This is a genomic window from Flavobacterium sp. NLM, assembly GCF_002210235.1.
In the GTDB taxonomy this organism is placed as follows: domain Bacteria; phylum Bacteroidota; class Bacteroidia; order Flavobacteriales; family Flavobacteriaceae; genus Flavobacterium; species Flavobacterium panici.
Genome location: NZ_LIAC01000006.1, coordinates 140,517 through 159,776, shown reverse-complemented (window position 1 = coordinate 159,776; position 19,260 = coordinate 140,517). Strand labels below are relative to the sequence as shown.

19 protein-coding genes are annotated in these 19,260 nt (G+C 33.1%); 7 read left to right on the top strand and 12 right to left on the bottom strand.

Annotation, left to right across the window (positions count from 1 at the left end):
* Window positions 1–71 precede the first annotated feature (71 nt).
* From APR43_RS09435 to APR43_RS09420, 4 genes are read right to left on the bottom strand one after another with little or no spacing between them, the layout of a single operon-like run.
* Window positions 72–536 (bottom strand): hypothetical protein, encoded by a 465-nt coding sequence (locus tag APR43_RS09435; RefSeq protein ID WP_053472482.1) that lies wholly within the window; start codon window positions 534–536, stop codon window positions 72–74.
* A complete protein-coding gene (locus APR43_RS09430) occupies window positions 533–1,426 on the bottom strand; it encodes a sporulation-delaying protein SdpB family protein (RefSeq protein ID WP_053472481.1) in 894 nt (297 codons plus the stop codon). The genes APR43_RS09435 and APR43_RS09430 overlap by 4 nt, the downstream gene beginning before the upstream one ends.
* The gene (locus tag APR43_RS09425; protein WP_053472480.1) at window positions 1,423–1,944 is read right to left on the bottom strand and encodes an SdpA family antimicrobial peptide system protein; all 522 of its coding nucleotides are present in this window, start codon (window positions 1,942–1,944) and stop codon (window positions 1,423–1,425) included. Before APR43_RS09425 ends, APR43_RS09430 begins: the two co-directional genes overlap by 4 nt.
* A gap of 9 nt (window positions 1,945–1,953) precedes the next feature.
* A complete protein-coding gene (locus APR43_RS09420; RefSeq protein WP_123924586.1) occupies window positions 1,954–2,760 on the bottom strand; it encodes a hypothetical protein in 807 nt (268 codons plus the stop codon).
* Window positions 2,761–3,039: 279 nt separating this feature from the next.
* Here APR43_RS09420 and APR43_RS09415 point away from each other — a divergent pair, with 279 nt between their 5' ends.
* Window positions 3,040–3,378 carry a helix-turn-helix domain-containing protein gene (locus APR43_RS09415; RefSeq protein ID WP_053472478.1) on the top strand — a complete coding sequence of 113 codons (339 nt, stop codon included), beginning with the start codon at window positions 3,040–3,042 and terminating at the stop codon, window positions 3,376–3,378.
* Window positions 3,379–3,410: 32 nt separating this feature from the next.
* Window positions 3,411–4,412 (top strand): NAD-dependent epimerase/dehydratase family protein, encoded by a 1,002-nt coding sequence (locus APR43_RS09410; RefSeq protein ID WP_053472477.1) that lies wholly within the window; start codon window positions 3,411–3,413, stop codon window positions 4,410–4,412.
* A gap of 3 nt (window positions 4,413–4,415) precedes the next feature.
* Here APR43_RS09410 and APR43_RS09405 read toward each other — a convergent pair whose 3' ends face one another.
* Genes APR43_RS09405 through APR43_RS09395 form a run of 3 tightly spaced genes read right to left on the bottom strand, consistent with a single transcriptional unit; the run spans window position 4,416 to window position 6,988 of the window.
* A complete protein-coding gene (locus APR43_RS09405) occupies window positions 4,416–4,904 on the bottom strand; it encodes a DUF4296 domain-containing protein (RefSeq protein ID WP_053472476.1) in 489 nt (162 codons plus the stop codon).
* Window positions 4,905–4,913: 9 nt separating this feature from the next.
* Window positions 4,914–6,254 (bottom strand): dihydroorotase, encoded by a 1,341-nt coding sequence (locus tag APR43_RS09400; RefSeq protein ID WP_053472475.1) that lies wholly within the window; start codon window positions 6,252–6,254, stop codon window positions 4,914–4,916.
* Window positions 6,255–6,262: 8 nt separating this feature from the next.
* The gene (locus APR43_RS09395; RefSeq protein WP_053472474.1) at window positions 6,263–6,988 is read right to left on the bottom strand and encodes a polyprenol monophosphomannose synthase; all 726 of its coding nucleotides are present in this window, start codon (window positions 6,986–6,988) and stop codon (window positions 6,263–6,265) included.
* Window positions 6,989–7,095: 107 nt separating this feature from the next.
* Between APR43_RS09395 and APR43_RS09390 the strand changes: the two genes are divergently transcribed.
* The 3 genes from APR43_RS09390 to APR43_RS09380 all read left to right on the top strand — a co-directional run bounded on the left by APR43_RS09390 (window position 7,096) and on the right by APR43_RS09380 (window position 9,262).
* The gene (locus APR43_RS09390) at window positions 7,096–7,764 is read left to right on the top strand and encodes a DUF4271 domain-containing protein (protein ID WP_053472473.1); all 669 of its coding nucleotides are present in this window, start codon (window positions 7,096–7,098) and stop codon (window positions 7,762–7,764) included.
* Between the two features lie 14 nt (window positions 7,765–7,778).
* On the top strand, window positions 7,779–8,528 hold the full coding sequence (locus tag APR43_RS09385; protein ID WP_053472472.1) for a uroporphyrinogen-III synthase: 750 nt from the start codon (window positions 7,779–7,781) through the stop codon (window positions 8,526–8,528).
* Window positions 8,529–8,791: 263 nt separating this feature from the next.
* Window positions 8,792–9,262 carry an Lrp/AsnC family transcriptional regulator gene (locus tag APR43_RS09380; protein WP_035681816.1) on the top strand — a complete coding sequence of 157 codons (471 nt, stop codon included), beginning with the start codon at window positions 8,792–8,794 and terminating at the stop codon, window positions 9,260–9,262.
* A gap of 250 nt (window positions 9,263–9,512) precedes the next feature.
* Here APR43_RS09380 and APR43_RS09375 read toward each other — a convergent pair whose 3' ends face one another.
* The 5 genes from APR43_RS09375 to APR43_RS09355 form a co-directional block, all read right to left on the bottom strand.
* A complete protein-coding gene (locus APR43_RS09375; protein ID WP_053472471.1) occupies window positions 9,513–10,199 on the bottom strand; it encodes a zinc metallopeptidase in 687 nt (228 codons plus the stop codon).
* A 149-nt stretch (window positions 10,200–10,348) separates the two neighbouring features.
* A complete protein-coding gene (locus tag APR43_RS09370) occupies window positions 10,349–10,942 on the bottom strand; it encodes a hypothetical protein (protein ID WP_053472470.1) in 594 nt (197 codons plus the stop codon).
* The gene (locus tag APR43_RS09365; RefSeq protein WP_053472469.1) at window positions 10,929–11,402 is read right to left on the bottom strand and encodes an RNA polymerase sigma factor; all 474 of its coding nucleotides are present in this window, start codon (window positions 11,400–11,402) and stop codon (window positions 10,929–10,931) included. The genes APR43_RS09370 and APR43_RS09365 overlap by 14 nt, the downstream gene beginning before the upstream one ends.
* A gap of 1 nt (window position 11,403) precedes the next feature.
* The gene (locus APR43_RS09360; RefSeq protein ID WP_053472468.1) at window positions 11,404–12,252 is read right to left on the bottom strand and encodes an alpha/beta fold hydrolase; all 849 of its coding nucleotides are present in this window, start codon (window positions 12,250–12,252) and stop codon (window positions 11,404–11,406) included.
* A gap of 464 nt (window positions 12,253–12,716) precedes the next feature.
* Entirely contained in the window at window positions 12,717–15,824 is a 3,108-nt protein-coding gene (locus tag APR43_RS09355; RefSeq protein WP_053472467.1) for a leucine--tRNA ligase, read from the bottom strand.
* A gap of 198 nt (window positions 15,825–16,022) precedes the next feature.
* On the opposite strand from APR43_RS09355, the gene APR43_RS09350 reads away from it, so the two are divergent.
* Together APR43_RS09350 and APR43_RS09345 are read left to right on the top strand one after the other, a co-directional pair.
* Window positions 16,023–16,370: a winged helix-turn-helix domain-containing protein gene (locus APR43_RS09350; protein ID WP_053472466.1), complete on the top strand. Its 348-nt coding sequence runs from the start codon at window positions 16,023–16,025 to the stop codon at window positions 16,368–16,370.
* Between the two features lie 217 nt (window positions 16,371–16,587).
* The gene (locus APR43_RS09345; RefSeq protein ID WP_053472465.1) at window positions 16,588–19,149 is read left to right on the top strand and encodes a TonB-dependent receptor; all 2,562 of its coding nucleotides are present in this window, start codon (window positions 16,588–16,590) and stop codon (window positions 19,147–19,149) included.
* Window positions 19,150–19,260: the final 111 nt, after the last annotated feature.

Sequence of the window (19,260 nt, the reverse complement as noted above, 5' to 3'; positions counted from 1 at the left end):
TAAAATATTTTGCGCAAATATAAGGATTGTGGGTTGTAATCTCAAAAATGAATTTAAATAACCTAATTCTATCAAACATTAAAAGAGATTTTATTATCATTTAAGAAATGCATTATATCCTCTTTATTCTTAATTGTAAATGTTATTTTTTTACCGCTTTTTAATTTTAAAAAGATAATATCATTCGAGTTAAAAATGTAACTCCAGCCATATTTTCTAGAATATCTCACTCCCCAACCTAAAAAATCAGAAAGGGCATCAATTTTTGAAATTTTAATCGCTTCTACATCTTTCCACATTATTTTTTTATAACTAAAATGAAATGGTGTCAATTTATACTTTAACAACTCAGCATTTATTATAAAAGTCATTTTTAAAAAAGTGAAAATCATTGTCACGGGCAGCAAAACATAAAAAATTTCCCAATCAGATTTCTCTCTTTTTATAATTAGACATAAGAAAACTATTAATTGTATTCCAAACAGCACAAATATAAAACTTGGCAACTTAGATATTTCTTTAATTTCAATTTTCATATTTTTAAGATTTGAATTACACTATATTTCATTAATTTAAAATTTTCATTTATTGATTTATCCAGCTGAAAATAAAACATTATTAATCCTGCACTCATTGACAAACAAAAGGATGGTAATCCATGAACTATGAATATCAAAAAGTGAAAAATAAATGCAATGATAAACAAGAGGTATTTGTATTCTTGTTTTAAAAACAAACCAACAAATAACGCAATTTCTAAAATCATTACACCCCAATCAATTAAAGTTACAGTATAGTCATTTTCAAAAAGAAATCCCACCATTTTTTTTACCCAAACCGGAGCTCCAAAAGTGGGATCATTAAACCAATAATAGACAGCTGTACCGTTTAACCACTCTGGCACGAACATTTTTGCTACGCCAGCATTAAAATATAAAATACTCATTTGAATTTGAATAAACAATATTGCAATTGAAGCATTATAAAGTAAAAGTTCATTTGAACTTATCCTTGCGCTTGAATTTATAATCCATCCATTTTTTCTGTTATCAAGCAAGCAAATTGGTATAAGTAAAAACGTTAAAATAATATTTATTTGATCTCCTCCATCAGTTATAAGCATTGAATAAAAAATTGAATACGAAATCCAAGATTGAAACAAACAAGTTAATTTTGGATAAATTCCAGAAACTACCAATAACAGAATAATAATAGAAACAAAATAAGGCACCTCAACATTATCAAACCATAAATACAAATTTAATTTTGACATCCAGTCAGCGTTTGCTTTGAGTTGCTCAATGTGTTGAACAGGAAACAAATCATATACCGGGCTAAATAGTAACGTTGTTAAAAATGACAATGCTAAGAGGGCCCTCGCAAGGGCTAATGTATTTGTTCTATATAAGTTTTGAATTATTTTCATTTGATATTCACTTTTACAACTGAAAAGCGATTATACTTTTCTTGATCAAATTTAGCCCATGCATAAGGTATTGGGCTATAAAGTTTCAAAAGATATTCTCCTTTAGTTAAATGTCTAAATTGATGTTTACTATCTATGCTGATTACACTATCATTTAAATGATCAGACATATTTCCATTCAAGTTTTGCTTCCAATCTTTAATCCTAATTTTCTCTGCTACTTTTGACATTTCATAACCTATCATTCTTGCTGATCTTGAAAAACCACAACTATTCTTCAATGATTGATTAGAAATATCTATTTCTAGCAATTCTCCGTTTTTGATTTTATAGATACTCAAAATCGGATCTCTAGGATTTTTAGTAAAAAACCCCCAACCCTGAGGAGAGATTTTATTCGACACTTCTTTTACATTTTCATTTATTATCAATTGACTTTTTAACGAAGAAAAAAAAGTAAAAACTCCAAATAATGACCAGCCTAGAATCAGCATTGTTTTAAATAAAATATATTTCATTTTAGATTATTAATTTGAAAAAAAATCGCTTGTCTGAGCTATCAAAACTTCTCTCTCAATTCTAACTCGTCCACCATCGTCCGACAGTGAAAATTCGTCTGGAAATTCAGTTAAAATCTCATCCGGTAATTTTTCTTCAAGTGGCCCCCAATAAGCAACTTTAAAATAAACACTATATGCACCAACAGCTATTGAAACTGCTGCAACGGCAACATAAAAAACAGCAAGAGCTGCAACGGCTGCCGTGGTAATACATGTATTTTTACCTGTTATACTAGTGGCATTAAGCCCTTCGATAATAACTTTTAATTCATTCATCCCATCACTAGTAGATAAGTCTAAACCGGAAATCTGCTTTTTCAAATTATCATCACTATTAATTTTTCTACCCATTAAAAATGCTGATTGAAATTTTTCTGAAGACAAACCAGCTTCTTCTATATATTGTGAAGCCTTATCTAAAACAATACTTATTTCGTAAAGATTACCAGAACAAATCTTAAATTTTAAATCATTAAAAAAATTGGGATAATGGAGATTAATAAATTCTATTGAAATTTCAGAAAGCTCATTCATAGATTCTTTAATTTCATCAAACTTTTTAGTTTTTTGTATTTTAGATTTTAGTTGTGACAATTGGGGAATACCATCCGCAATATCATTTTTAAAAAAGAAAAGACCTCTAAAAATATCCTCTCCAGAATATTTTCTTGCATTTCCAGACACCTGATCTTCATTTTGTGAGCAACTAACAAACAAGAAGGTTAAGCCCAACATTGAAGCTATTATTTTTGAGTGTTTTCTAATTAATTTCATGATTAAATAATTTACTAATTCAACAAACATTAGCTTAACATTATATCTGAAAATCATAGTAGATAAAAAGCCTCACTAATAAAAAAGCAAATAAAAGACATATATTTTTCTTACAAAATGTTCCTTTTGCATTTTCAATGTGATTTAACCATAAAAGCTTTTTTTATGCTTTTTTATAAAAAAACATTTCAATAAGTGAGTATAAAAAACAAAAAAAGTCCTCTATATCTTACAAGAATGAAAAATTCATTTATATACTAACTGCCAAAATCAGAAATCATGAACCTCAATGAAAAAGTAAAAGCCATAAGAGAAAACCAAAAAATATCGCAAAGTTATATTGCACATGAATTAGGATTAGATCAATCACAATATAGTAGAAGGGAAAAAGGTCAGATACAATTTACTGCTAACGAAATACTTAGACTGGCTCATTTACTAGAAACTCCAATTTCTTATTTATTTGGTGAACAGGAGGAAATTTCTTTCGTTCAAGAAATCAAGAATAAGGCAGATATAACAATATCAGAAAAATTAATCGAGCAATATGAAATTCGCTTAAAAGAAAAAGACAAACTTATCGAAACACTTAATAAAAAACTAAAATCTAAAAAATAGGTAAATTAAACATTCTATTTTATCTTTACAAAATGGTATTAGTAACTGGCGGAACAGGTTTAGTGGGCTCACATTTATTGCTTCATTTAATTGAAAATGGAGAAAATGTTCGGGCTATTTACCGAACCGAAAGCAATATTCAAAAAACAAAATCGGTTTTTGAATTGTATCAAAAAGCTGATTTATTTGAAAAAATAGAATGGCTTGAAGCCGATATTTTAGATGTTCCTTCTCTGGAAATTGCTTTTAATGATATTGATTACGTTTACCATTGCGCTGCCTTTATTTCTTTTGATCCCACAGATGAAGAAATACTCCGAAAAACCAATATTGAAGGAACAGCCAATATGGTTAATTTTTCTCTTGCCAGAGAAATAAAGAAATTCTGTTTTGTGAGTTCTATTGCCGCTCTTGGCGATTTAGCCCCACATGAAACTTATATTACCGAAGAAACCGACTGGAACCCCGAAAAACCGCACAGCGATTACGCTATTTCTAAATATGGTGCAGAAATGGAAGTCTGGCGCGCCCATCAGGAAGGTTTAGATGTAATTATTGTAAATCCGGGTGTTATTTTAGGTCCAATTCCGAAAACAAAAACTAAACAGCAGGGAAGTGCAGAATTGTATGTAAAAGTCGCAAACGGACTTCCTTTTTACACACTCGGAAGTACTGGTTTTATTTCGATTGATGATGTTGTAAAAACAATGTATCAGTTAATGAAAAGTGATATTAAAAACGAGCGTTTTACTTTGATTACAGACAATGTTGTTTTTAAAGATATTCTAGACACCATTGCCGATGTTTTAAAAGTCAAAAAACCACATCTTCATGCAAAACCTTTTTTAATGAATTTCCTTTGGATTGCCGACGGAATATTTTCGACTTTATTTTTTCAAAAAAGAACTATTACAAAAGCGACTGCAAAAGCATCTTATTCTAAAAATCTCTATTCTAATGAAAAAATAAAAACCGCTCTAGGAACGGTTTTTTTAGATGTACATCAATACATAAAAGACATTTCGAAACTATAAACCTTATCTTCTAGGTGGTTTTTTCATTTGTCGTCTTATCGAATCGAGGTTTATTTGTTGTTTTGAACTTTTTTTGATTGAATCCTTTGGAGTTTTTGGAACTTCTTTAAGTTTCTTTTTTGCTTCTTTCGCTGCTTTTTTATTTTCAATAGTAACAAGAGAATCTGCTGCTCTCTCGGCTACCTTCAATCGCTTGCCTACTTCATCAAACATCTCCTTGTAGTTCTCATAATCTGCAGCATAATACATATTATTTTGAGCAAACTGAAGACTGTCAACTTTATATTTTTTTAAAATGAATTTTGTTGGGCTCGTTTCTGTAGAATCTAACAATTCCTGATGCTGGTATTTCATTGCTTCCAGAAGAGACAAATCATACATAATATCAATCATTTTATCTTTCTCAATAAGTTTTGCAGGCTGTTTCACAACATCCTTTTTACAACTTACAGAAAGAAACAAAACCAATAGTATTACTAAACAATTCTTCATTTCAGCTTTTTATCTATCAAACAATAATCGTTTTCCGGCGCGGATATCTTTTACTTTAAAGTTATTGTAAACTAATTCCCCGTTTACAAAAGTATGCGTAATTCTAGATTTAAAAGTATAATTTTCAAAAGGTGACCATCCACATTTTGCAAGAATATTTTCTGGTTTTACGCTCCATGGCAAGCTTGGGTTTACAATTACTAAATCGGCAAAATAACCTTCTTTAACAAAACCTCTTTTTTCGATTTTGAAAATTTTAGCCGGATTATGGCACATTTTCTCCACAATTTTCTCCACGGTGATTTTTCCCTGGTGATGTGCTTCGAACATTGCCACAACTGCATGCTGCACAAGTGGACCTCCAGAAGGCGCTTTTAAGTACGATTGTAATTTTTCTTCTTTAGTATGCGGCGCGTGATCTGTTGCAATAACATCAATTCGGCCGTCATTTAAAGCTTTCCAAAGTTCAGCTCTGTCATGTTCTGTTTTCACAGCAGGATTCCATTTGATGAAATTTCCTTTTGTTTTGTAATCTTCATCGGTAAACCAAAGGTGATGTACACAAACCTCAGCCGTAATTTTTTTATCTTCTAATGGAATTTTATTGGTAAACAATTCCATTTCTTTTGCTGTCGAAAGATGAAAAATATGAAGCCTTGCTCCCGTTTTTTTCGCCAAAGCCACCGCTTTTGAAGACGAAAGATAACAAGCCTCGGCACTTCTAATTAAATTGTGCGCCGTTACCGGAACATCTTCACCGTATTTTTCTTTGAATTCTGCTAAATTGTTCTGAATTGTAGTTTCATCTTCGCAATGAACTGCAATTAACATTGGTGTACTTGAAAATATTTTTTCCAGAGTCTCTTCCTTGTCAACCAGCATATTTCCTGTTGATGAACCTAAGAAAATCTTGATTCCGGCAACATTTTTTGGATTTGTTTTTAAAACTTCTTCCAGATTATCATTCGTTGCGCCCATCATAAACGAATAATTCGCAAATGATTTCTCGGCAGCAATTTGATATTTATCTTCTAATATTTCCTGAGTAACTGCATTTGGAACCGTATTTGGCTGTTCGATGAAAGAAGTAATTCCTCCCGCAATTGCAGCTCTCGATTCTGATTCAATATCTCCTTTATGTGTTAATCCCGGCTCTCTAAAATGAACCTGATCATCGATTGCACCCGGCATTAAATAACTTCCTTCGGCATCAATTACAATACAGTCTGATGTTTTTAGACTGATGCTGTCAGCAACCTCAACGATTAAGTCATTTTCGATCAAAACATCTCCGTCAAAAATAGATCCTTCGTTTACAATTTTGGCATTTTTTATTAAAATCCTGTTCATGTTCTATCTTATAATGTATTGACTAATTTTTTTAAGCGAAGAGAAATTACACCCAGAATTGCTTCCTTAATAATAGCGTTACTCATTTTTGAAACTCCTTTTGTTCTGTCTGTAAAAATAATAGGTACTTCTTTTATTTCAAATTTAGCACAATAAGTTCTGTACTTCATTTCGATTTGAAACGCATATCCAACAAACTTTATTTTGTTTAGATTAATTTTCTCTAAAACTTCTCTTTTATAACAAACAAAACCGGCAGTTGCATCGTGAATTTTCATTCCGGTAATAAATTTTACGTAAACTGATGCAAAATAAGACATTAAAACTCTGCTTAAAGGCCAGTTTACTACATTTACACCTGTAACATAACGGGATCCAATGGCTAAATCAGCACCTCCGAAGTGGCAGGCATCGTATAATTTTTCAAGATCATTTGGGTTATGCGAAAAATCGGCATCCATTTCAAAAATAAAATCGTATTTATGTTCTAATGACCATTTAAAACCATGAACATAAGCGGTTCCTAAACCGGCTTTTTTAGCTCTTTTTTCAAGAAATAATCTTCCCGGATATTCTTCCTGTAATGCAATAACTTTATCGGCGGTATGGTCCGGCGAATTATCGTCGATTATTAGCAGGTGAAAAGATTTATGCTGCGAAAGTACAGCTCTCACTATACTTTCTATGTTTTCAATTTCGTTATAAGTAGGGATTATGACAATACTATCACTCATTTTTTTCTCGGTAATTTCACCGCAAAAGTAAACTTTTTATAGCATTTGGTTCATAATAAATACATAATAAAACTATTGATACAAAAAATTACTAATTTTGTCACGCTATGATTGAACACCTTCATCCACGAATTATTGAAAACAAAGACTGGGCAACAGCTTTGTTTGTCCTGACGTTTGCTGTTGTCGCCATGACAAAATCTGCTTATGAGACTCGTTTTTCAGAATTTAGTAAGCTTATTTTCTCCGATAAGTATGCAAAAATTTATCGGGATAACAGCCACATGAAAAGCAGCTTTACGGTTGGTTTATTTTTTGTGCAGGTTATTTCGTTTGCCTTTTTTATTTTGCTAACGATGAACATTTATGATAAAGCCTCAAAAACGGATTATATTTTATTTATTCAGATTGCAACTTTCCTGCTTTATTTTATTCTGGCTAAATATTTAATTGAGAAAATTGTAGCTGCAGCATTCAACATTGACGACTTTGTGGAGCTTTTTAATTTGCAAAAAGTTACTTACAGAACTTATATTGGCGTTTTAATCCTTCCAATCAATGCAATTTTGTTTTATTATGATAATATTTCAACGATTGTACCGCTAGTAACGATAGGCATTTCGCTGTGTATCAGTCTATACTCTTATTTTATTTCAATTAAAACATATCAAAACGTAATAATCGGTAAGTTATTTTATTTTATTTTATATCTTTGCGCTCTTGAAATAGCGCCTTATTATTTTCTTTATTATTGGATAACAAAAGGGAGTGCTTAGAAAATGTTTATAATATGAAAGTGAAAACAATTTTGGTGTCACAGCCTGAACCTAAAGTGGAGAATTCTCCTTACTTTGAGCTCCAACAAAAACACAAAATAAAAATTGATTTCAGACCATTTATTCATGTGGAAGGGGTTAGCGCAAAAGAGATCCGATTACAAAAAATCGATCTTAATCATTACACTGCGATCATTTTAACAAGTCGAAATGCTGTAGATCATTTTTTTAGAGTGGCTGATGAAATGCGTTACAAAGTTCCTGAAGGATTGAAATATTTTTGTCAATCTGAAGCAGTAGCGTTTTATCTTCAAAAGTATGTTGTTTACAGAAAACGTAAAATTTACGTTGGAGCAAAAGATTTTGCAGATTTATCTCCTCTTATCAAAAAGTACAAAGACGAGAAGTTTTTGCTTCCTGCATCTGACCAGTTAAATGCTGATGCTCCTATAACATTAAACGGCCTGAAAGTAGACTGGGCTCAAGCTATTTTTTACAGAACTGTAATGAGCGACTTGTCTGATCTTGCTGATGTTTATTATGATGTTTTAGCGTTTTTTAGTCCAACAGGAATTAAATCTTTATTTAAAAACTTCCCGGATTTTCAACAAAACAACACCAGAATCGCTGTATTTGGAAGCACAACTCAAAAAGAAGCTTTAGATCATGGTTTAAGAATTGATATTCTTGCTCCAACTCCTGAAACACCTTCTATGACAATGGCTTTAGAGAAATATATTGCAGAAGCAAACAAAGGAAAATAATCCTTTTTTAAAATATTCAAATTTTTAAAATTCCAAATTCCAATTTTTATGTTGGTATTTGGAATTTTTGTTTTTAATGAATTTGTATCACCTTTATTTTCGCGTGGTTGAAACCACCTGCTATGTTTTGAATTTGATTTTTTTTAATCTCCGCTTGGAATTTGGAATTTAAAAAAATTGGAATTTTATTTTTCCTTCCTTTTAACTACATTTGATTTCTATTCTAAACCCAAATCACAATAAATAGTTTCAAATTATAAGTTATGAAAATCAACTCCCTTTTAATCGAAATTGACGGTATCGACAAAGAAATCCTTCGATATCTTATGGACGATGCCCGAAAACCTATTTTACAAATTGCTAATAAAATTGGCATTTCGGGAGCTGCGATTCATCAGCGTTTAAAAAAACTGGAACAGTCTGGTGTTATTTCAGGATCGAAGTTTACTGTAAATCCAAAAGTTTTGGGATATAATACTATGGCGTTTGTGGGAGTTTATCTTGACAAAGCTTCCCGAAACTCAGAAGCTGTAAAAGATTTAAAAAAAATACCCGAAGTTCTGGAATGTCATTATACAACCGGAAACTGGTCGGTTTTAATTAAAATCATCTGCCGTGATAACGAACATTTAATGCAGCTTTTAAATACTAAAATTCAGGCTATTGAAGGTGTTTCAAGAACGGAAACGTTTATTTCACTTGATCAGCAGATTGACAGACAGATTCAATTGTAAAATTAGAGAATGTGACAATTTTTTGATTTATTATTCTAAACTGGACTGAAGTCCAGCTCTACAATATGGATTGAGCCAAGGCTCTTTAGTCGTTCCGAAGGAACATATTATGTTGTAGGGCTGGACTTCAGTCCAGTTTAATTTATATAGATATGCAAAAACAAAACCCGACAGGTTTTAATCTGTCGGGTTTGTCTTTTTTACACCAAATTTGGAATTTGGAATTTTTATATTGGAATTTATTTTTCTTTTAATTCCTCCTGCTTCCGGAATAAATTGAGATATAGTACAATAAAGTTGCAATCGATCCAAGTGCGGCAACAACATACGTTCTTGCAGCCCATTTTAAGGCATCTTTTGCTCCTGCCTGTTCTTCTTGTGTTAACATGTGTTTATTTTCAAGCCATGCTAACGCTCTGTTACTCGCATCGTATTCTACCGGTAGTGTAATAATCGAAAACAATGTTGTTACAGCAAAAATTATAATCCCCACTAATAACAATTGCGGAAAAGTTCTGATCATTAAAATTCCGGCTAATAAAACCCACTGCATATAGCTTGAGGCTACGTTTACAATTGGCACTAATTTAGAACGCATTGTTAACCATTCGTAACCAATAGCATGCTGAACTGCATGTCCGCATTCGTGAGCCGCAACTGCCGCAGCGGCAGCATTTCGATGATTATAAACTGCTTCACTTAAGTTTACTGTTTTATCTGACGGATTATAATGATCTGTTAACTGACCCGGAGTCGAAATAACACGAACATCTCTAATTCCGTTATCCGCAAGCATTTTTTCAGCTATTTCTGCGCCGCTCATTCCGTTTCGTAATTGCAGTTTTGAATACAATTCAAATTTACTTTTAAGTTTTGAACTTACCATCCAGCTAAACAACATTATCGCTCCGGCAAGTATTAAATATTCACCTCCCATATCTTTATCTTTTTTGATTGAATTTAAATTTACAAAACAAACTGCAAATTATGAACCATTTTAACAAAATGTCATTTTGGCATTTTTTCAGACAAAAAACCATATCTAAATAAAAAAGATGCACTGCTGCGCGTCTCTACAATCTATCTCTATAACAATTGCTTATTTATTTCTTCAAATTTCTCAATCAGGCTGTTTATTTTGAACTGCTGTTTTTTGATTTGTTTTGGAAGAATAAAAAACCAATTAACCGCCATCCATAATAATGTTAGTCCATAAGCCAGACTTGCTCCTAAAAAAGTCATTCTGCTGGCATATTCATACATGTATAAACAGATTCCAAACGTAAGCGTTGCAAAATAAAAACGCATCATTGTGGTTTGCAAAAATTGTTGTTTCTTTTTAATCAGAATTAAATTTTGAAGGTATTCCTGATTAGTTTGCGTCGTTTCGATGTTTTTATAATTGCTCAATAATTTATTGTAAACAAATAAATAAATCATCATTGCCAGAATCGTCACGATGATTCCTATTTTAGTCGAAATAAATTGCGGCTGATAATAAATCCAGACAAAAACAATAAACGCAGTTGTTGCAAAAAGCAGCATATTAGTAATCCACAAACTTCTTAAGCCTGCTCTTTTAAATTTATTTACCCGCGCCAGCAAATCCTGCATATCAGGCTGACTTATGAATTGTTTTTTCCATAAATCTTTAAAATCTATATTGTTATCGTTGTCCATTTTCTTTAAATTTTTGAGTCAGTTTTTCTTTTATTCTGTGAATTTTCACTCGCACATTGGCTTCAGAAAGTCCAATAATTTTAGCGATTTCTGCCTGCCTGACATCTTCTAATTCTAATGAGATAATGATACGTTCCGTTTCGGGCAGTTCAGCGATACATTTATATAAAAACTGAATTTGAGGTTCTAATGAAGTTTGTTTTTCTTCTGAAAGATGAATTGGCAGTTCTGATTTTGGAAAGCGTTTTTGCTTTTCTATCTGCCGAAGACAATTATTAGACGCAATTCTAAATATCCAGGTTCCAATAGAAGATTCGTTTCTAAAGGTTTCCAGCTTTTGCCAGACAATTATAAAGGTTTCCTGAGCTAAATCCTGTGCGGCATCATAATCATTCACAAATCCCATGCAAAGCCTGAAAATTCTATCCCAATATGTTTTGTAGATTTCTTCGAATTCCATTTTAAGATTTTAAAAAAGTGTTTAATTGTGCCAAATACCATTCAGTATCATCGTACATTATGAAATGTAAACCTTTATTAGCATATTGAAAATTAGCTGTTTTTAGGTTTTTATACTGCCCTTCGATTGCCGGTTTTAAATTTATAAAATAAGATTCTAATAAAATTAGCGACGGACATTTTATCGTCGAAATCCTATCTCTCAAATCAGTATTATAGAAATCGCAATACATTTGAGCAAAGGTTTTTCTATCTGATTTTACACTCCAACCGATAACCATTTCTAGTTTTGAAGTATCCTGCAAAAGTCTCGGCATGGCTTGTTTCTGCATATCATAAAACTGTGTTTCGGTCATTGTCATCATTTGATTTACTGTTGCTGAACAATCATTATTTTCTTTTGATTTAAAAGAAGGATCGGTTAAAGCAGCCAAACAAGGCAAAGCATCAACAACGACAATCTTACCAATTAATTCCGGATAATCTGCAGCGATGGCAAGCGCCAGTCCGCCGCCCATACTGTGACCGATTATAATTGGTTTTTCTATTTTATTTTCTTTGATGTAATTGGCAATTCCTGTTTTCCAATTTTCAAACGAAGGATTTGGCTGTGGTTTTGCTCCGGCAAATCCGGCCATTGTTAGCGTATAACAAGTAAAATCTTTTTCGAATGCGGCTTTGGTTTCGTTCCATACTTCACCAGAAGAAGCAAATCCGGGAATGAATATAATCGATTGTTTTCCTTTTCCGGTTTTAAGAACTTCAAAAGGATATGATTTTGTTTGTGCAAAAACATTTAGACATAATGCAGAGAATAAGAATGCGATAATTAAGATGATATACTTTTTCATTTTTAATAGTTCTAAGTTGTTAATTTAATCGGATCCGTCGTTTGGATACGTGAACTATTAAAATGTTACAACTCAAATTAAATTTTCAATAAAAAAATTTCAAATTCCAATGTTGGTGTGTGTTTTTAACGCAAAGTGCGCTAAGGTTTTTCGCAAAGTTTGGAAGTTTTTTTGTTTGTAATTCCGATTTTATCGAGAAAGAGCGCAAAGTTTTTCCACATCTTTGTCATTGCGAGAAACTAAGCAACCTCACTATAATAAAACACAAAGCTTGATCTAGCCAATGAGATTGCTTCGTTCCTCGCAATGACTCACCGCCGCGTGAAAAAATAATTCGTGAAAATTCGTGCAATTCGTGGCAAAAAAATAAACAAAAAAAAATCCCAAACTCCAATCGTAAAATTGGAATTTAGGATTTTTATATTGGACTCGAGCGATAGCGAATAGGCGAAGCAATTTTAAAATTAACCTACAAGGTTGATAATTTTTCCAGGAACGATAATCACTTTATTTGGAGTTCTTCCGTCTAATTGTCTTTGCGTTCTTTCGTCTTTCATTACGATTTCTTCGATTTGCGCTGCGGTTAAATCCAAAGGCAATTCGATTGTGAAACGCATTTTTCCGTTAAAAGAAACTGGATATTCTTTATTGGTTTCAACTAAATGTTTTGCATCAAAAATTGGGAAAGCAACTTCTGAAATTGAAGTTGTATGTCCTAACTGTGACCACAATTCTTCTGCGATATGCGGTGCATAAGGCGAAACCAAAATGGCTAATGGTTCTAAAATCGCTCTTGAATGACAGTTTTGAGAAGACAATTCATTTACACAAATCATAAACTGAGAAACTGAAGTATTGAAAGAGAAATTCTCAATATCTTCTGCTACTTTTTTGATTGTTTTGTGTAATGATTTTAAGTTGTCTTTTGTTGGTTCGTCGTTGTTTACGATTAAACCGTTATCATCAAAATACAATCTCCATAATTTTTTCAAGAAACCAAAAACTCCTGAAATTCCAGCAGTATTCCAAGGTTTTGCCTGCTCTAATGGTCCTAAGAACATTTCGTATAAACGCAATGTATCAGCGCCGTATTCGTTACAAATATCATCTGGCGTTACCACATTGTATTTTGATTTCGACATTTTTTCGACTTCGCGAGAAACTTTAAAATCTCCATTTTGTTCTTTTATAAACGTTCCTTTTTTTGCAAGAATTCTCGCTTCTGTTCGTGAATCCTTCTCTAACTTATCGAATAATAAATTATTACTCAGATCAACGCAATTTATATCAATACGCTTTGGAGACAGAAGCAAATATTTAGATACAGCAATAAATTCTTGAATACATTCCTTAATTTCATAAGCAACAATAATTTCATTTCTTAAATATTCATTTAAATCTTTAATAAATATCCATTTTTGATCTTTATCTTTTGCTACACCTTCTTCATTAAACTTTAAATCTGGGATATTTTCAATCAATCCCGATGACAAATAAACACTTTTATTGTCTTCTGTTAATCGACGAATTTCTTTTCTGATTTCTTCCGTTTTATTTTCCTCATCAATAAAGACATTAACAGCCAATTGATAAAAACTTGCACTCATTCCCAAAATCATTCCCTGATTAATCAGTTTTTTGAATGGCTCTTCGGTTGGAGCAAAACCTTTGTCTTTTAAGAATTTATTCCAGAAACGAGAATACAATAAATGTCCGGTTGCGTGTTCGCTTCCTCCAATGTATAAATCTACACTTTCCCAGTAAGCTAGAGCTTCTTTACTTGCAAATTCATTTTCATTGTGTGCATCCATATAACGCATCCAATACCATGAACTTCCTGCCCAACCCGGCATTGTGTTTAATTCAAGAGGAAAAATTGAAACATTGTCAACTAAATCAGTATCGACAACTTTATTTTGTTTTGTATCCCAAGCCCAAACTGCTGCATTTCCTAATGGAGGCAAACCGTCTTCTGTTGGTAAATATTTCTCAACTTCTGGCAAAATAATTGGCAAATGCTGTGTATCAATCATTTTAGGCAATCCGTTTACATAATAAACCGGGAATGGTTCACCCCAATAACGCTGACGAGAGAAAACAGCATCACGCAAACGGTAATTTGTTTTTCCTGTTCCCTGCCCGATTTCTTCAAGTTTATAAATCGCTTTTGCTGTTGCATCTTTATAATTTAATCCGTTTAAGAAATCAGAAGCTGCGATTTCAACATTGTCTTTTGATCCGTAAGCACCTTCAGAAATATCAACATTAGCGAAGATATTTTTGATTTCCTGCATTCCGTTTTGACCTTTAAAGAAATTAGCAAAAGCATAATCTCTTTCGTCTCCGCAAGGAACCGCCATTACAGCGCCTGTTCCATAACCTGCCAAAACATAATCACCAATCCAAACCGGAATAGCTTCTTTTGTAAATGGATGTTCAGCATAAGCTCCTGTAAATACTCCCGAAATAGTTTTTACATCTGCCATACGCTCGCGCTCTGAACGTTTTGCTGTTTTTTCGATATAGGCTTCAACCGCAGCTTTTTGCTCTGGAGTTGTAATTTTAGCAACCAAATCATGTTCTGGTGCCAAAGTCATAAAAGTAACTCCAAAAATAGTATCAGGACGAGTCGTGAAAACTTCGATTACCTCATCGTGATTTTTCAAATTAAAAGTTACCAAAGCTCCAACCGATTTCCCGATCCAGTTTCTTTGAGATTCTTTTATAGATTCACTCCAGTCAATATCATTTAAACCTTGAAGCAAACGTTCTGCATAAGCAGAAATTCGCATACTCCATTGTGTCATTTTTTTTCTGATAACAGGAAAACCTCCACGCTCAGAAACTCCGTTTACAATTTCGTCATTTGCCAAAACAGTTCCTAAACCAGGACACCAGTTTACTTCTGTTTCTGCCAAATAAGTCATTCTGTATTGCAAAAGGATTTTTTCTTTTTGATCTTCAGAATAGGAGTTCCATTCATCAGCAGTAAAAATCGCAACATTGTCATCGCAAACTGCTTCAACCAATGCATTTCCGCTTTCTTCAAACACCTTTACAAGCTCTGAAATTTCAAATGCCTGACCTTGTTTTCTGCAATACCAAGAGTTGAACAACTGGATAAAAATCCATTGTGTATGTTTATAATAATCAGGATTTGAAGTTCGTACTTCACGACTCCAGTCAAATGAAAATCCTATTTTGTCTAATTGTTTTCTGTATCCGGCAATTTGTTTTCCTTCTTTATCAACACCACCGTCAATATTTACGCGTGTTGTATCTTCAGGACGCTGTCCTGTTTGAATTGCATATTGTTCTGCCGGCAATCCGAAACTGTCGTAACCCATTGGGTGCAAAACATTGAAGCCTTGGTGTCTTTTGAAACGAGAATAAACATCTGAAGCTATATAACCCAGCGGGTGCCCAACGTGTAATCCTGCTCCAGATGGATAAGGAAACATATCGAGAACATAATGTTTAGGTTTTTCAGAGTTATTTTTTGCTGCAAAAGTTTGATTTTCTGCCCAATATTTTTGCCATTTGGCGTCAATTTCGTTTGGATTGTACTTCATTTCTAAGTGACTAAGATTCTAAGTTACTAAGGTTCTAAGGCTTTTCACTAAATTAATTATTAGGCGCAAATTTACATTTATTGCGCATTGTACCAAAGCTATTTCATTGACAAACAAATAAATTTACGTTTTACGTATTTACAATTAAGTAAAAATACGTATTATTGCAATTACAAATACTTATTTGCACTGAAATCTATGGCAGAAAATAAGAAATACAATATCGAAGTTCGGGTTTGGATTGAAGGAGCAGAAGGCGCTTTTCTTGGTATTGGCAAAGTCTGGCTTTTAGAAAATATTCGAAAAACAGGTTCGATTACAAATGCTGCTAAAGAAATGAAAATGGCGTATCGACAAGCCTGGCAATTGGTTGAAGAAATGAATCAGCGTGCCGAAAGTCCGCTTGTTGAAAAACTATTAGGCGGAAAAGGCGGCGGCGGCGCACGATTGACGGAAGCCGGAGAAAGAGCGATAACCACTTTTTACGAACTCGAAAAACGTATTAAAGATTTTGCTGAAAAGGAAACTCAAAATCTGAAATTTTAATTTAAAGAAATCAGTTCGCAGAATTTATATTTTTAATCTCGCAAAGACGCTAAGTCGCAAAGAGAATAATATTAAAACTTAAAAAAGAAAAAAAACTTTGCGACTTAGCGTCTTTGCGAGATTAATAAAACCCAGAGCAGATAAAGCATTTAAACCAAGACCATTTTTTTTAACCATCAGTATTCATTTTAAAACATACTGAAATAAAACCAAAAGCATGAACCAAAAACTATATCTGTTTTTTCTAATTATAAGCTTGAAAAGTTTTTCTCAAACCGAAAATTCTAAAGCAAAGCAAGACAGCATTAAAAAAGAAGAATTAAACGAAGTTGTTATTACAGCATCCCGACGTCCTGAAAATTTAATGCGTTCTCCTATAACAATTGAACAATTAAAATCGGCGGAAGCCAGAAATATGGGATCGGCAAGTATTTATGAAGCGCTGGAAAATGTAAAAGGCGTTCAGATTATTACGCCCAGTTTAGGTTTTAAAGTGATTAATACAAGAGGTTTTGCCAATTCGACCAATGTTAGATTCGCACAATTAGTGGACGGAATTGATAATCAGGCTCCGCATCTGGGCGCGCCAATTGCAAATGCTTTGGGTGCCAATGATCTTGATATAGATAAAATCGAAATTATTCCTGGAACTGCCGCTGCTTTATACGGAATGAACGCCATTAATGGTTTGGCTAATATCCAGACTAAAAATCCCTTTGAATATCAAGGAATTGCCATACAGCAATTAACCGGCGTAAATCATGTTGGAAACATTGACCGGTTTTCTCCAAAAGTTTATTCGCAGTTTAATTTGAGATTGGCAAAAGCTTTCAATGAAAAATTGGCGTTTAAAGTAAATGCATCTTCAACCGGAGGAAAAGACTGGGTTGCAGATGACAGAACTGATCTGGCTCCAAATGCAAATGCTTCAACCAATTTATTTGGTGCCGATAATCCGGCTTACGATGAAGTAAATGGTTATGGAAATGAGTCGGCAAACCGAAAAACATTAAACTTAAATGGCAAAAATTATGTTGTTGCCAGAACCGGTTATCGCGAAACAGACATTACTAATTATGATATTAAAAATTATAAAGCTGATGTTGGGTTTTACTTTCGTCCAAAACAAGGAAATGAACTTTCTGTAACGTATAAAACCGCTTTGATCAATACGATTTATCAGCGTTCGAATCGTTTTAGACTTGACGACTATACTTTAAATCAGTTTGCGGTAGATTATCACACCCCTATTTTTCAGGTAAAAGCGTATGCTACAACTGAAAATACTGGAAACTCATACAATTTACGTTCACTTGCCGAAAACATGGATCGCGCTTATAAATCTGATGATAAATGGTTCGCAGATTACAGTACGGCTTATAAAAATGCAGTTACAAATGGCGCAACTGTTGCCGATGCCCACAGAATTGCCAGAACACAATCTGATCAAGGAAGATTTCAACCCGGAACCGAGACTTATGAAAACAAGAAAAATGAATTAATCGATATCAATAACTGGGACATTGGTGCGGCTTTGCTCGTAAAATCGACTTTAGTTCATGGCGAAGGTTTATTGAATTGGGACAAGGCTTTTGTAGATTTCTTCGAAAAAATCGATGCTAAACTTTTAAGCGGTTTCGATTACAGAAATTACATTATCGTTCCAGACGGAAATTATTTTATAAATCCCGTTCATACTGATGAAAATTTGACGTACCAAAAAACAGGAGGTTTTACACAATTGACAAAAGATTTATTTCGTTCCAAATTGCGTTTAGGCGCAACAATTCGAATTGATAAAGCTGATTATTTTGATGCCAAGTTTACACCACAGTTTACGGCAGTTTATTCTCCAAAAGAAGTGCTTAATTTTAGGGCTTCGTATCAAAACGGATATCGATTTCCAAGTATTTTTGAAGGGTTTTCTAACGTGAATTCGGGCGGCGTAAAACGTGTTGGCGGTTTACGAATTATGTCTGATGGTATTTTTGAGAATTCCTACACAAAAGCTTCAATCGATAAATTTCAGGCGCAGGTAAATACTGATGTGAACACAAACGGTTTAACTCAGGCGCAGGCCATTGAAAAGAATAAAAATACCATTCAAAAAAATCCTTATACCTATTTACAGCCTGAATTTGTAAAGTCGTTTGAATTTGGTTTTAGGGGAATTACATTAAACCGAAACCTTTTTATTGATGCCGATTTTTATTATAACTCTTATAAAAATTTCATCGCTCAGGTCGAAGCAAGTATTCCAAATACTACAGATCCAAATCAAATTCCGACCGCTTTATATTCTAAAAACACGCAAAATCGTTACCGTTTGTGGACGAATTCTAAAAGTAAAATTTACAATTATGGCGGAAGTTTAGGTTTAAAATATCGAATTGATGCAACTTTTACAGCTTTGACCAATCTTACTTATACCAAACTCGACCGAACTGACGATAAAGATGGTTTAGAAGATGGTTTCAACACACCGGAATTTAATGTTAACGGAACTTTATTGGCCCAAAACATCTGGAAAAATCTTAGCGCAAGTGCGACGGCGCGTTATCAAAACAATTTTGATTATGTTTCTTTTTTAGTCAGCGGAACGGTTCCGGCTTATTGGTCAATGGATGCACAAATCAATTATAACTTCAAAAGAACAGGTCTTACTACAAAATTAGGCGGAACAAATATTTTAAATAAACCTTATACTTCAATTCTTGGCGGGCCGTCAATTGGCGGATTGTATTATTTATCTTTAGTTTGGGAAACCAGCAAAATTTAATATTTAACCGCAAAGTTCGCTAAGCTTTGTGTTCATAAAGCTTAGCGAACTTTGTATTTTTATAAAACAATACCTTTAAAATAACTTTGTGAACTTTGCGTTACTATTTTT

Excerpts from the sequence above, each read along its gene's own strand:
- APR43_RS09435 (WP_053472482.1), bottom strand. The coding sequence starts at position 536 with ATGAAAATTGAAATTAAAGAAATATCTAAGTTGCCAAGTTTTATATTT.
- APR43_RS09430 (WP_053472481.1), bottom strand. The coding sequence starts at position 1,426 with ATGAAAATAATTCAAAACTTATATAGAACAAATACATTAGCCCTTGCG.
- APR43_RS09425 (WP_053472480.1), bottom strand. The coding sequence starts at position 1,944 with ATGAAATATATTTTATTTAAAACAATGCTGATTCTAGGCTGGTCATTA.
- APR43_RS09420 (WP_123924586.1), bottom strand. The coding sequence starts at position 2,760 with ATGAAATTAATTAGAAAACACTCAAAAATAATAGCTTCAATGTTGGGC.
- APR43_RS09415 (WP_053472478.1), top strand. The coding sequence starts at position 3,040 with ATGAACCTCAATGAAAAAGTAAAAGCCATAAGAGAAAACCAAAAAATA.
- APR43_RS09410 (WP_053472477.1), top strand. The coding sequence starts at position 3,411 with ATGGTATTAGTAACTGGCGGAACAGGTTTAGTGGGCTCACATTTATTG.
- APR43_RS09405 (WP_053472476.1), bottom strand. The coding sequence starts at position 4,904 with ATGAAGAATTGTTTAGTAATACTATTGGTTTTGTTTCTTTCTGTAAGT.
- APR43_RS09400 (WP_053472475.1), bottom strand. The coding sequence starts at position 6,254 with ATGAACAGGATTTTAATAAAAAATGCCAAAATTGTAAACGAAGGATCT.
- APR43_RS09395 (WP_053472474.1), bottom strand. The coding sequence starts at position 6,988 with ATGAGTGATAGTATTGTCATAATCCCTACTTATAACGAAATTGAAAAC.
- APR43_RS09390 (WP_053472473.1), top strand. The coding sequence starts at position 7,096 with ATGATTGAACACCTTCATCCACGAATTATTGAAAACAAAGACTGGGCA.
- APR43_RS09385 (WP_053472472.1), top strand. The coding sequence starts at position 7,779 with ATGAAAGTGAAAACAATTTTGGTGTCACAGCCTGAACCTAAAGTGGAG.
- APR43_RS09380 (WP_035681816.1), top strand. The coding sequence starts at position 8,792 with ATGAAAATCAACTCCCTTTTAATCGAAATTGACGGTATCGACAAAGAA.
- APR43_RS09375 (WP_053472471.1), bottom strand. The coding sequence starts at position 10,199 with ATGGGAGGTGAATATTTAATACTTGCCGGAGCGATAATGTTGTTTAGC.
- APR43_RS09370 (WP_053472470.1), bottom strand. The coding sequence starts at position 10,942 with ATGGACAACGATAACAATATAGATTTTAAAGATTTATGGAAAAAACAA.
- APR43_RS09365 (WP_053472469.1), bottom strand. The coding sequence starts at position 11,402 with ATGGAATTCGAAGAAATCTACAAAACATATTGGGATAGAATTTTCAGG.
- APR43_RS09360 (WP_053472468.1), bottom strand. The coding sequence starts at position 12,252 with ATGAAAAAGTATATCATCTTAATTATCGCATTCTTATTCTCTGCATTA.
- APR43_RS09355 (WP_053472467.1), bottom strand. The coding sequence starts at position 15,824 with ATGAAGTACAATCCAAACGAAATTGACGCCAAATGGCAAAAATATTGG.
- APR43_RS09350 (WP_053472466.1), top strand. The coding sequence starts at position 16,023 with ATGGCAGAAAATAAGAAATACAATATCGAAGTTCGGGTTTGGATTGAA.
- APR43_RS09345 (WP_053472465.1), top strand. The coding sequence starts at position 16,588 with ATGAACCAAAAACTATATCTGTTTTTTCTAATTATAAGCTTGAAAAGT.